Origin of the sequence: Spongiactinospora rosea (assembly GCF_003315795.1) — a bacterium.
GTDB classification, from domain to species: domain Bacteria; phylum Actinomycetota; class Actinomycetes; order Streptosporangiales; family Streptosporangiaceae; genus Spongiactinospora; species Spongiactinospora rosea.
On record NZ_QMEY01000001.1, the window covers coordinates 351,826 to 364,345 of the forward strand.

Here is a 12,520-nt window from a genome sequence, read left to right on the forward strand (position 1 = left end):
TGGGGGTTGATCGTGGTGGGTTTTCGGGTTAGCTAAACCTAGCTATGCGGAATTATCCAGAAAAGGTGTTCTGACCACGCAGCACCACCCAGAGTGGTTAATAATGGTGGAGCCGACCGTGTGGCGTCCTGGGGCGTTGGGCGGTCCGCTGACCAGCATGTCGGAGCGGTTTTGGGGTTGGCCAGTAATGCGGAGGACGCTGCCACGGAGCGGCGGTGCGGCATTACCGCCGGGGCAGGGCGGCCTACCCGTCGAACCTTCCCATTTCGTCCAGCTGCTGGCCGTCGATTTCGCCGGGATATATTCGGTCTACCTCGCCGCCAAGGATGAGCGGCTGAAAATGACCCGGCTGGCGATGGCGTTGTTGTCGGCGCCGTTCGCCGCGACGATCGCGTTGGCGAGTGCGAAGGTCATCCAGCCGGGGGCGCTCACGGCGTGGTCCGGGGTGCCGTGGTACGTGTTCGCGCTGACCATGGCGTTCGGGCTGCTCAGCGTCGTGCCGTTCCTGCGGATGATCGAGGCGGTCAGTGCGCATATGCGGGCCGCGCGGGCGATCAACAATTTCCGGTTGCTGTACGTGGTCCGGCTGAACGAGCAGTTCGAAGCGCTCGGCTGGACCCCGAACCTGCCGGTGGACGCCCGTTATCCGGAGACCTACGCGCCACTCGCGTGGCCGGGGGTCAATGTGATGGCGCTCGCGCTGGTCAACGGGACGTACATCGCGGTCGGCGCGCTCGGTTTGAGCGGGAGTGATCCGAGCGCGTTCCTCATTGTGCTGGTGATCGGGTTGTTGACCCTCCTGCATTACCTCATGTACTACGTGCGGGCCAACGTCTCGCGCCGGCGCAGACTCCCATCGAATCCCTACCAGTTCCCGAATATGGAGACGTGATGCCCAACCCCGACATTCAGGCGGGGATCCGACAATGGAAGTCTTGTGGGGAGGCGTGGGTCTGGCTGCTGGACCATGTCTGGGCTACCGGAAGGCCCGCCGAGGACGACCGAGGCCCGATCATCGAGGCCCCGGCCGTGCTCTTCGAGATCGAGGACGTGCGCTGGGACGACCCGGTTGTCGCGGCGTACGGTGACCGGCGGCTCATCCCGCTGTACACCCGGAAGTTCACCAGGCGCGCGGTGATACCGCCGTTCAAGTACAGCTATGGCGCGCGGCTGCGCGGCCTGCAGGGAGTGGACCAGCTCGCGTGGGTCATCGACCTGCTGCGCGCCCGGCCGTACAGCAAGAGCGGGTGGTTGTCGCTCACCACCCCGGGAGAGCCGTTCGACGCGGTGCCGTGCCTGTCCGGGCTGGCGTTCCGGGTGCGGGCGGGCAGGCTGGTGGCGACGGCCGCGTTTCGTTCACAGAACGCCTACACCAGCTACCTCAACTATCTGCCGCTGCGCGACGTGCAGGCCGGGGTCGCGCAGCGGCTGCGGCTGCCCTGCGGGCCGCTGCGGATCTTCGTTGACGTGCCGCACATCTACCTGGCCGACACCGAGGCGGTCGCGGCCGTGCTGCGGGAGGTGAGCGAACTACGTCAGGCGTCCTAGCGACCTATCCGGCGGCCTGCCGCTGGTAGATGGTGATCGCGAACGGCCTGCCGGACCCGTCGTCGACGTGCTCCGCCGTCCGGAGCAGCGCAGGATCGGCGTCGAGGCACCGGTAGAGCCGCCGGGCCTCGGGCCACGGGTGGGTCAGCACCAGCAGCCCCCCGGGCGCGAGCAGCCCGGCCAGCCGTACCGACGCCTGCCGCAACCGCCCCGAGCGGCCCAGGTAGTACAGGGTCTCGGCGCAGAAGACCAGGTCGAAGGACCCGCCCGGGGACTCGTTGAGGATGTCGAGCGCGAGGAACCTCGCGCTCGACGTGTCCTTGCCGGACTCGGCGCGGGCGAGCGCCCGCCGCGAGATGTCCACCCCCACCGTCTCCGACTCGGGGTAGGCGGCGGCCACCAGGTGGGTGAACGTGCCCTCGCTGCAGCCCACGTCGATGATCCGCGCGTACGGCCGTGCGGGCAGCACCTCGATGGTCCGCTTGTGCTTGTACTTCTCGTACGGCTCGCCGTGGTAGTTCCACGGGTCGGGGTTGCGGTGCCACCAGTCGAAGTAGCGCCCGAGCAGCCGGCCCTGACCGCGTGACGGCACCATGGACAGCAGACCGAACACCATCCGGTGCAGGGCGTCTCCGGCAGCGGACATTCGCGGGTTCCTCCGGCGGCGTGAGCTGATCGGAACCCCAAGCTACCCGGCGCGCTCAGATCGTGAGCAGGATCTTTCCGAACACCTCCCCGCCCTCCAGCCGCCGGTGCGCGTCCGCCGCCTCGGCCAGCGGGAACACCGAGTCGATCACCGCCTCGCAGTCCGCCTGGCGGTACCACTCCAGCATCTGCCCGAACGACTCGTAGCCGTACATCTCCGCGCCGATCAGGGTGAGCCCGCGGTGGTAGGCGTCCGTCACGTCGAACGAGGCGACCACGCCGGTGGTGTTGCCGCAGAACACCAGCCGTCCGCGCAGCCGCAGCGCGGACAGCGACTCCTGGAACAGCGCGGGGCCGACGTGGTCGAGCACGATGTCCGCGCCCGTCCCGCCGGTGGCGTCGCGGACCTGGGCGGCGAGGTCGCCGGTGGCGTGGTTCACCGTCGCGTCCACGCCCAGCTTGGTCATCCTGGCCAGCTTCTCGTCCGAGGCGGACGAGACGATGACGCGCGCGCCGAGCCGCTTGGCGATCTGCACCGCCGCGATGGTGATGCCGCTGCCCGCACCGTGCACGAGCAGCGTCTCGCCCTCGCGCAGCCCGCCGCGCACGGTCAGCGCGTGCCAGGCCAGCCCGTACACGGTGGGTACGGCGGCGGCCTCCTCGAACTCGATGTGCGCGGGCACCGGATGGACGTGCGTCTCCGGTACCGCGACCAGCTCGGCGTACCCGCCCGGCCGGGTGCCGCCGACGACCTGGAGGCCGCTGCAGTACGTCGTGTCACCGCGCTCGCAGGCCAGGCACACCCCGCAGTGCAGCGACGGATCGACGAGGACCCGCTCCCCGACGGACCGCGTGGTGACCCGTGAACCCACCTCGGCCACGACGCCCGCCACGTCGCTGCCCGGTACGTGCGGCAGCGTGAACCCGGGCAGCAGCCCCGGCCCGTGCCGCTGCAACGCGTCGAGCCGGTTGACGGCGGTGGCCCGTACCTCGATCAGGACGTCCGACGGCCCGCAGCGCGGATCGGGGATCGTCACCTCCCGTAGCACCTCGGGGCCGCCATGAGTGTCGTACTGGATCGCTCTCACGTGATACCTCGGACGAAGGGTGCGCCGAGCGCGGCCGGGCCGCGATGGCTCTTGGCGAGGAAGAACATGGCGGCCAGCGCCAGCAGGTACGGCGAGGCGATGAGCAACTGGGCGTTCAGCTCGTACCCCAGCGCGGGCAGGGCCAGCCGCAGCGCGTCGGCCGCGCCGAAGAGCAGGCACCCGGCCAGCGCGCCGCGCAGCGTCCAGCCGCCGAAGATCACCGCGGCCAGCACGATGTAGCCGCGCCCGGCCGTCATGTTGGTGTTGAAGGTGCCGACCTCGGCCACCGCCAGGTGCGCCCCGGCCAGGCCGCCGAGCAGCCCGCAGATCAGCAGCGCCTGCCGCCTGCGCTTGTTGACGTGGATGCCGGTGACGTCGGCCGACTGCGGGTTCTCCCCGGCGGCCCGCGCCTCCAGCCCCCACCGGCTGCGCTGGACCAGCCACCAGGCCAGCGGGATCAGCGCGATCAGCAGGTACGTCGTCCAGCGGACGTCGAACAGCGCCGACCCGATGATCGGAAGGTCGGACAGCCAGGGGATCGCCACCTTGGCGACCTGGAAGAACTCGGTCTTGTCGGCCAGGTAGCTGGTCAGGCCGAGGACCAGCACGTTCAGGGTCAGGCCGACGACGTAGGTGTTGACCGACAGCCGGTGGCTCAGGTTGGCGTGGATCAGCGCGACCACCAGGCCGGTGACGATCCCGCACAGCAGCCCGAACTCCGGCGACCCGGTCGCCACCGCGCCGGTCACGGCGGTGAACGCGCCGCCGAGCATCATCGCCTCGACGGAGATGTTCAGGGTGCCGGCCCGCTCGGCGATCCACTCGCCGATGGCGGCGAACATGAGCGGCGCGGCCAGCCGTACCGCGCTGCCCAGGATGAGCTCGAAATCGTTCACAGGCCGCTCATCCCTCCACCACGGCCGGCTTGTTGCGCTTGCGCAGTCTGCTCAGCTCCGCGTACGCCGCCGGGAACACCGCGGCCATCACCAGCAGGGCGGTCACCACCGACACCAGGTACCGGGGCACGCCGGTCGAGGCGAGGAACCCGCCTCCCGCGCGCAGCCCGCCGAAGAACAGCGCCACCGGGATCGCGGCCACCGGATGGTTGCGCGCCACCAGCGCGACCAGCAGGCCCTCCCAGCCGACGTTGTCGGCCATGCCGGGCTGGAAGCGCCCGACGGTGCCGCTCAGCATGATGCCGCCGGCCATCCCGGCGAACGCGCCGGAGATCAGCAGCGCGCCGCCGCCGAGCACCGCGGCCCGTACGCCGGAACGCCGCGCGGCGGCCGGGTTGTGCCCGAGCATCCGCAGCCGGAAGCCCCAGGTGCTGTAGCGCAGCAGCAGCACGATCGCCACCGTGACGGCCAGCACCACGAAGACCCCGGAGGTCATGTTGAGATCGGGGTACTCGCCGACGCGAGGCAGCATCACGCCCTCGGACAGCAGGTTGGACTGCGGCGAGCGGGCGCCCGCCTCGCCGTCCTCCTGGAGCAGGTGCTCCTGGGTGACGACGTACATGGCGAGCTGGGCGGCGACGAAGACCATCAGCAGCGTGCCGATGACCACGTTGACGCCGCGCCAGTAGTACATGACGGCGGGGATGCCCGCCCACAGCGCCCCGCCCAGCGCGGCGCCGAGCAGCGAGGCGACCATCACCATCCAGCTCGGGCCCGGCAGGTACAGGCCGACGGCCGCGCCGACCAGCGCCCCGATCAGGAGCTGGCCCTCCTGGCCGATGTTGAAGATGCCCGCGCGGGCGCAGACGATCGCGCCGAGCGCGACCAGCAGCAGCGGGGTCGCCTCGTCGATGCTGAGCCCGATGGACCCGCCGCCCTCCAGGCTGCCCTGGTAGAGCGCGTAGACCGTCTCGGACATGGAGTGGCCGGTGAGCGTGACCAGGGCGCCGGCCAGGGTGAGCGCCACCGTGAAGGACGCCGCGTAGAGCAGGAGCGTGTGCAGCGCCGCCGGCTTGACCATCCGGGGGAGCCGCGTCGTGAGCGCGGTCATGCCGCCTGACCGCCCATCATCATGCCGAGCCGTTCCACATCAACCTCCGCGCGCGTCATCTCGCCGACGATCGCGCCCCGGTGGATCACCGCGACCCGATGCGCCAGCGTGAGGATCTCTTCCAGCTCCGTCGATATGAGCAGCACCGCGATCCCCGATTCCGCGGCTTTCTGAATCCGTTCGGTCATGTACTCGATCGCGCCGACGTCCAGGCCGCGCGTCGGCTGGGCGACCACCAGGACCTTGGGATCGGCGGCCAGTTCCCTGGCCAGCACCACCTTCTGCTGGTTGCCGCCGGACAGCCGGCGCATCTGGATGTCGGGACCGGGCGCGGCGATGCCGAACTCGCTGATCAGCTTCTCGGCGCGGGAGCGCAGCCGGCGCGGGCTGACGAACGAGCCCCTGGCGACCTCGCCGAGGTCGGCCATGGCCAGGTTCTCGGCCAGGGACATGTCCAGCACGCAGCCGGAGATGTGCCGGTCCTCGGGTACGACGCCGACCCCGGCGGCGTGCATCGCCCCCGGACGCCCGGGGCGTACCGTCTTGCCGCACACCTCGACGGTGCCCTTGTCGAGTTCGAGCAGGCTGGACAGCAGGTCGCCGAGCGCGGCCTGCCCGTTGCCCTCCACGCCCGCAAGGCCCAGGATCTCCCCGGCCCGCACTTCCAGGGACAGGCCGCGCAGCAGGGGGCGCCGGTCGCGGCCGGTGGCGTGCGCGTCGGTGATGCGCAGCCGGACCTCCCGCTCCTCGTCCTTCTCCTGTTCCTTCTCGGCGGCCTCGGTGTCCTCCACCAGCGCGTCGAGCGCGCCGACGGCGGAACCCGCGGTGAGCCTGGACACCTCGCGGCCGACCATCTCCCTGGCCAGCTCCCGCACGTCGGTGTCCGCGGTCGGCCGGCGCGCCACCACCGCGCCGGAACGCATGATCGTCACCTGGTCGGTGGCATGCAGGATCTCGTCGAGTTTGTGGCTGATCAGGATGACCGTCTTGTTCTCCTCCTTGGTGACGCGGCGCAGCACGGAGAACAGCTCGTGCGACTCCTTGAGCGTCAGCACGGAGGTCGGCTCGTCCAGGATCAGCAGGTCGGGGTCGCGGCGCAGGCACTTGATCAGTTCGACCCGCTGGCGTTCGCCGGTGGTCAGGTCCTCCACGGCCCGGTCGGGGTCCACGGCCAGGCCGTACCGGTCGCCGACCTCGGTGACCAGACGCCGCGCGGACCCGCGATCGATGTGACCGCGCTCGCCCAGCGTCACGTTCTCCCACACCCGCATCCGGCCGATGAGGCTGAAATGCTGGTGGACCATGGAGATGCCGAGCCCGGCGGCGACCAGCGGGTCGGAGATCGACACCTCGCCGCCGTCGATCGCGATCCGGCCGGAGTCCGGGTGGACCAGGCCGGTGAGGATCTTCATCAGGGTGCTCTTGCCCGCCCCGTTCTGGCCCAGCAGGCCGTGGATCTCGCCGCGCTGGACGCTGAGGTGCACGTCGTCGCACGCGACGACGGTGCCGAAGCGCTTCGTGATGCCGGTCAGCTCCACCGCCGGCGCCGGGGCCGCCGTCGCGGCGGTCCCGGCGGTGGCGGTGTCGCCGCTATCCGTCGACGGCCTTGTCGACATCGAACGTCTCGCCGCCGATGCTCTTCATCAGCTCGGTGATCTTCTCGGCCTGGTCGGCCACCGGCTTGCAGAACTTGACCGAGGGGACCGGGTCCTTGCCGATGACGTAGCGGGTGGCCTCGCCCATCTTCAGGTCGCCCTTCTGGAACCGCTGCAGGGCGGCCGCGAAGAACGCGCCGGGCGCGAACACGACGGAGATCTCGTACTTGACGGTGGTGTCCTGGCAGCGGTCGGTACCGGAGCTGAGCGCCGGGATCTTCGCCTCGTTGGCCTTCTTGGTCACCGCGTCGGTCGCACCGCCCAGGTAGGGGTAGACGACCTTGATGCCCTTCTCCTTCATGGCGTCGAAGGACGCGATGTTGACCGCGGCGTCGTCGAAGCTGCCGGTGTAGGCGGAGATGATCTCGGCGTTCGGCACGACGGCCTGGGCGCCCTTGGTGAACGCCTTCACCGCCTGCTTGGCGTAGTCCTCCTCGGGGCCGGTGATGAAGCCGACCTTGGTGGCGTTCAGCTCCTTCAGCTCCAGGCCCGCGGCGTAACCGGCGGTGTAGAGGGTCTGGTTGACGCTGTCCAGCGACTGGTTGAAGTACTTCGTCTGCTTGATCTGGCCGGCGCCGCCGTTCAGGTACCAGTTGGCGTCCTTGCAGGTGGGCTCAGGGGCGGCGTCGAGCGCGCTGCCAAGGTCGCCCGAGCCGATGGCGATCAGGTCCACGCGCTGCCTGCACAGGTTGAGGGCCTGGTTCTTGGCGTCGGACGCCTTCAGGTTGTCGATCGTGCGAACTTCCCAGCCGTTGGATCGGGCGATGGTGTTCGCGTCGTCGACGAAGCTCTGGAAGAAGCCTTTGTCGTGGGTGTCGCCGATGCTCAGCACACCGATCACGACCTTGCCGTCGCCGTTGACGTCCGGCTGCCCCTTCGCGTTCGCGCCGGTCAGCTTGCTGTTCTGCGGGTCGCTCCCGCCTCCGCAAGCCGTGAGCAGCAATGCGGGCGCGACCAGGATCGCGAGGGTTGCCCGTGCTGAAGATTTCATCGCAATGCCTTCCAAGGACGTGGGGGTCAGTCTCGCGACTCGGGTTCGGCCCCCCACCGGGATACCAAGATGCCGTGCCCATGACAGCAGCCGACACGGCGATGACGCCCATCGCGGGCGCCTCGGCCGGGTGCGCCGACAGATTTCACGTGTTCGCGTTCCTGGAGTGAGGAGCGTTCGGTGTGCGCCCTTCACCAATCCGCCGGAGCTTGCGCTGGAGTACGTCTCCGGTGTAGACGCGACACTCGGCGCTCGACGAAATTTCGGTGAAGGCTAAGTCGACGAAACGCCACATGTGTTCTGTCATGGGTTTCTCCATCGTAGGGGTTTATACCATGCGAGCGATCATTTGTGGGCCGCAGCCGGTTAAGGTGGATATTCCGGGGTTTTCGCGGCGTGCCATCTCCTTTCAAGATCGTGGTCATGATCCCGACGCGCGGCGCACGCACGGCCGATCACTTCCCGTATGGTCCCCCGTTGGCTCCGTAGTCAAGGGTGTAGGTAACTCGTTCTAACGCGAACACATTATCGAGTGGCTTTTCGGTGCTGCTTCAGAAGCGATGGATCGCGCAAGCACAATTTGGAATCGTTTTTTCATCAGATGGGCGGACGCCCGGTCACTCGGCGGCGCCCTCCGCCTGCTGGGCGTACTTGCGGCGCTCCGCGGCGAGGTCCAGCGGCCTGATGATCGCCTCGTGCTCCTCGGCGCCCCAGTGCTCACTTGGAACGAGCCACATCACCTCGAACTCCAAACCGTCGGGGTCCTTGGCGTACAGGCTCTTGCTCGCGCCGTGGTCGCTCGCGCCCACCAGCGCGCCGGCGGCGGCCAGCCGATCCTGGGCGGTGGCCAGTTCCGCCAGCGTGCGGACCTCCCAGGCGATGTGATACAGCCCGACCGTCCGCTGCCCGGCCTGTGAGTCGCCCGCCCCCGAACCGATCGTGAACAGCGCCAGGTCGTGGTGGTTGCCCGAGTCGGGCGCCCGCAGGAAGCAGTACCGGCCGCCGGGGTCTTCGATGACGGCCCTGAAGTCGAGGATCTCCCGGTAGAAGTCGGCGGTACGGCGGGCGTCCCTCACGTACAGCACCGCGTGGTTCATCCCTGTGACACCCATTGCTCACTCCGGTGGTTCTTAATTTCGTCGTTTCGTCGATCAGCGCGTTGGTCCGAGTGTCCACAGTTCATCAGGGGGTTCGTTGCGAGAAGACGTCCAGTAGTTCACGGGCGGTGAGCGCGGTTCGCAGCCGGTGCGCCGCCTCGGGGTCGAGTGGATCGGTGCCCAGCAACTGGCGTAACTGACCGACGCGGTAGCCGACGGAGTTGCGGTGCAGATGGAGTTGTTCGGCGACATTGGCCCGGCTGCCGCGGGTGGCGAGCCAGGCGTCCAAAGTCAGGATGAGTTCGGGGCGGTCCATGATGGGGCCGAGTTGCTGGTCGACGAAGGCGCGCAGCCGGTCCGGCGGTACGGCGAGCAGCAATTGCGCGAGGCCCAGCGCCGAGTGCAAAAGCTCGGTCTCCCCGGTACGGCGGCGCAGCAGCCCGAGCACGACTTCGGCGTCGCGGAACGAGCGCGCGGTCTCCCTGGGGTCGTTCACGACCGGCCCGGTGGCGGCCAGTACCGTGCCGTCGCCGACCATGCCCTGCAGCCGCACCCGGATCCTGGTGATCTCGCGGGCCAGGTCGCCGCCGCCGAGCACGGTCCAGCCCCGGGTGTCCTCCTGGCGGACCGGCATCTCCAGCCACGACAGCGCGGTGGACCAGGTGCGCCGGTTGGGGCCGCCGTAGTCGAACACGACGGCCGCGTGCGGCTCCGAGAGCCGCAGGCCGAACCTGGCGGCGGTCCTGGTCAGCTCATCAGTGCCGCGCAGCGCGCCGAAGCGGAGTTCGTCGATGAGGCGGCTGGCGGTCTCGGCGGTGGCGGTCGCGGCGGCGTCCCTGCGCACGGCCTCGATGGCGACCGCCGTGGAGGACGCCTTCAGCAGCGCCAGCAGTCCGTCGTCCACCGGCTCGGCGAGCAGCAGCAGCCCCACCCGCCGCTGCCCGGCCCACACCGCGAGCGCCCGGGCCGACCAGCCGTCCTCCAGGGTGACCGTGACCGGCTCGCGTTCGGCGAAGACCTTGGCGACCTCGGCGGGGCTCATCATCGCGTCGCCGCCGTCGGTCGCGGCGAACACGCCGCCGTGCACGCCCATCAGCCGGGCCGCCCGGCCGGTCCGCTCGGCGACCCTGGCCAGCACGGCCTTCCAGCCCTCGCCGCCGAGCGCGAGTTCGTTCAGCTCGGTGGCGAACGTCTCGATGTCCACCGGGCAGACGCCGTCGGGGCCGAGGCTCGTGGGGTTCGCGGGCCCCGGGTTCGTGGATCCTGGGGTCACGGGCCCTGGGGTCGCGGCCTCGGCCGGGGTCGCCGCTTCGGCGGGTCGCACCCGATGGTCACCCGGATCCACCGGCCCCCGGGAACGGCTCGCGGGACGGCCGAGCTCACGCTCGGACCCGGCGGTCAGCCCGTCCAGCTTCCCGCCTACGCCCAGCCGGTCCATGCACCCTCCATGCTCTGGCCGCCCTCGCCTATCCACAGATGACGGTATCTAGGGATAATTCTTCGCATCTATCGTCTTTTAGGACATCCTTATCGAGGTGTGACAATACGTTCACGTAACAGGAAGGAACGCAAGTGTGGCCGGGCGGGCGGCGTACGGCCACGCCACGCCCCGCCGAGGTCGCCGGGGAGGCCGTGAGCTGGGGCATTGGCACTCTCGCTGAGGGGGACGGCGACGGCCCGATCGCGGTGATCGAGCGCGGCGCTTCCGACGGGCTTGATCCGGCCATGATGGTCCACCGCGCTCCGGGCGGACGCACCGGCCCTCCGTTTTCCGCCCGGACGTCCGCATCCGGCCACACTGACCACACCGGCCACACTGACCACACCGGCCACAGTGACCGCAGGGACCGCACTGGCCGCACCGGCCACACCGGCCGCAGGGGAGCGGCCGCACGGCGTGAGGGCGTGCGTCGCCGAACGGCCTCGCCTCGCCCGCCTCCACCGCGTACCGCCACGATGCGTCCCTGCTCGCTTTCCACCGGGCTCGCTTTCTACCGGCGTAACGCCCGTGTACCCCGCGCCAAGTCCCCCGACGCCACTTTCGCCGGCGATCGCGTGGCGAAGACCGCCGATGCCTCGCCCATCCCGCCTTCCACGCCCTGCCAAGCCGCTCGTGCCACGACTGCGAAAATCCCATACGACCTGGGATGACACTCTGTGCTAGGAGCACAGAAGTCCTCAGACGGTGATGTCGTCACCTGTGACATGCCACATGACATGCGTTTTCGGTCCCGGCCGACTCCGGCCGACTTCGCAAACCCCGGCCCCGCCGGGGTTTCCGGGCCCCCCGCGGCCCGCCGGAACGCGGCCTCGCGTACGCCGGGCGGCCCGCCCGCCGTCGTGCTCCGGGCCCACAACACGAACCGGCAGGCCCCCCGCGGTGGTCCGGGGGCCTGCCGGCTTCGAGGCTTTGCCCTCAGGCGGTCGGGTCGGTGCGGTTACGGCGTCCGGCGACCAGTCGGTCGCTCTCCTCGGCGGCCGAGGTCGCCGGGCGCTGGGACGGAGCCGGGTCCGCCGGGCGCTGTGACGGGACGGCCGGAGCGGACGAGCCGTCCGGAGCCGCGTGCCTGCCCGCCGTGTCGGGGGCCTTGGAGTCGTCGAGGCGACGTTCGAGTTCGCGCTTCTCCTGCTCCAGGCGGCGGGCCCTGCGGGCCTCGCCCCGCGAGTGGCGCAGGTCCCGGCGGAGCGTCAGGGACCGGCGCAGTCCGCCGCTCATCATCGCCAGGCCGATGACGAACACGACGGCCGCCGCGACGCCCGTGAGAAATACCTCCGTAGCACTGAGTTGGACGGTGGTGTCCATCACCGTGATCGATGTGGTCGTCGCGGTGGTGTCCGTGGTGATGACCACGACTCCGGCCGCCACCGCGACGACCATGAACAGCAGCCCCAGCAAGGCCATTGATCCCACTCCTCGGGTTCCCGCGATTGCCGCGCGATTCCTCCGCGTTTTCTTGACAGTTTCCTGACGAAAGCTGTGGTTTTCTCGTCGGGTCCTGGCCCACTGCCCACGATGGCGCGGCCTAATCGAGAATCCCGCTTTCGATGACGGAGACCGCCGCGTGAATGTGACGCGGGGAACGAGGAATGATCACTGTTCGAGCAGAATCATGAAGTCCCGGTTACGATCGCCCATCGACCTCGCCCATACCTCCTGTGACCCGCGCAGACCCGTCATAGTTGTCCCCCGGGTGTTGCCCGAGTGACAGGAGAGGCGCACATGACAAGGTCTTCGCGATGGAGGAGTGCCGGGCCCACGATGATAACCGTCTGGCCGCCCGACCGCTTCGAGGTCCGCTGCACCTTCCCGCCGCCCGACTCCACGACCTCGGACCGGTACCACTTCGCCGAGTTCGCCTACGAGGCGGCCCGCCGCCACCGCGAGGTGGGGCGGGCGCAGCACGTCCAGGTGGTCCGGCTCAGCGACGGCGGGGTGCTCTTCGACCTGGCCGCCTCGCACGAACTCCCGCTGGAGGCGTGGTGACCCGG

General features: G+C 69.6%; 12 protein-coding genes. 3 read left to right on the plus strand and 9 right to left on the minus strand.

The features are described from left to right. Positions 1–103 precede the first annotated feature (103 nt). Both DP939_RS01660 and DP939_RS01665 read left to right on the plus strand, forming a co-directional pair. Positions 104–892: a hypothetical protein gene (locus tag DP939_RS01660; protein WP_147267821.1), complete on the plus strand. Its 789-nt coding sequence runs from the start codon at positions 104–106 to the stop codon at positions 890–892. Next, complete coding sequence (locus tag DP939_RS01665) at positions 892–1,548, plus strand: thymidylate synthase (RefSeq protein WP_225877994.1); 657 nt, start codon at positions 892–894, stop codon at positions 1,546–1,548. Before DP939_RS01660 ends, DP939_RS01665 begins: the two co-directional genes overlap by 1 nt. Positions 1,549–1,552: 4 nt before the next feature. On the opposite strand, the gene DP939_RS01670 is transcribed toward DP939_RS01665, so the two are convergent. The 9 genes from DP939_RS01670 to DP939_RS01715 all read right to left on the minus strand — a co-directional run bounded on the left by DP939_RS01670 (position 1,553) and on the right by DP939_RS01715 (position 11,933). Next, complete coding sequence (locus DP939_RS01670) at positions 1,553–2,194, minus strand: class I SAM-dependent methyltransferase (protein WP_113978006.1); 642 nt, start codon at positions 2,192–2,194, stop codon at positions 1,553–1,555. 55 nt (positions 2,195–2,249) lie between these two features. Next, positions 2,250–3,281: a zinc-binding dehydrogenase gene (locus DP939_RS01675; RefSeq protein WP_113978009.1), complete on the minus strand. Its 1,032-nt coding sequence runs from the start codon at positions 3,279–3,281 to the stop codon at positions 2,250–2,252. Then, positions 3,278–4,177, minus strand: a complete 900-nt coding sequence (locus DP939_RS01680; RefSeq protein ID WP_199564899.1) for an ABC transporter permease — start codon at positions 4,175–4,177, stop codon at positions 3,278–3,280. Before DP939_RS01680 ends, DP939_RS01675 begins: the two co-directional genes overlap by 4 nt. A gap of 7 nt (positions 4,178–4,184) precedes the next feature. Next, entirely contained in the window at positions 4,185–5,288 is a 1,104-nt protein-coding gene (locus DP939_RS01685) for an ABC transporter permease (protein ID WP_113978012.1), read from the minus strand. Beyond that, positions 5,285–6,904, minus strand: coding sequence for an ABC transporter ATP-binding protein (locus DP939_RS01690; RefSeq protein ID WP_113978014.1), 1,620 nt, complete (start codon positions 6,902–6,904; stop codon positions 5,285–5,287). Before DP939_RS01690 ends, DP939_RS01685 begins: the two co-directional genes overlap by 4 nt. Beyond that, on the minus strand, positions 6,879–7,934 hold the full coding sequence (locus DP939_RS01695) for a BMP family ABC transporter substrate-binding protein (RefSeq protein WP_113978016.1): 1,056 nt from the start codon (positions 7,932–7,934) through the stop codon (positions 6,879–6,881). The genes DP939_RS01690 and DP939_RS01695 overlap by 26 nt, the downstream gene beginning before the upstream one ends. 617 nt (positions 7,935–8,551) lie before the next feature. After that, positions 8,552–9,031, minus strand: a complete 480-nt coding sequence (locus DP939_RS01700) for a VOC family protein (protein WP_263972286.1) — start codon at positions 9,029–9,031, stop codon at positions 8,552–8,554. Between the two features lie 85 nt (positions 9,032–9,116). Further along, complete coding sequence (locus DP939_RS01705) at positions 9,117–10,469, minus strand: PucR family transcriptional regulator (protein WP_113978022.1); 1,353 nt, start codon at positions 10,467–10,469, stop codon at positions 9,117–9,119. 978 nt (positions 10,470–11,447) lie between these two features. Next, entirely contained in the window at positions 11,448–11,933 is a 486-nt protein-coding gene (locus DP939_RS01715; RefSeq protein ID WP_147267822.1) for a hypothetical protein, read from the minus strand. Between the two features lie 357 nt (positions 11,934–12,290). Here DP939_RS01715 and DP939_RS01720 point away from each other — a divergent pair, with 357 nt between their 5' ends. Then, the gene (locus DP939_RS01720) at positions 12,291–12,515 is read left to right on the plus strand and encodes a hypothetical protein (RefSeq protein WP_113978030.1); all 225 of its coding nucleotides are present in this window, start codon (positions 12,291–12,293) and stop codon (positions 12,513–12,515) included. Positions 12,516–12,520: the final 5 nt, after the last annotated feature.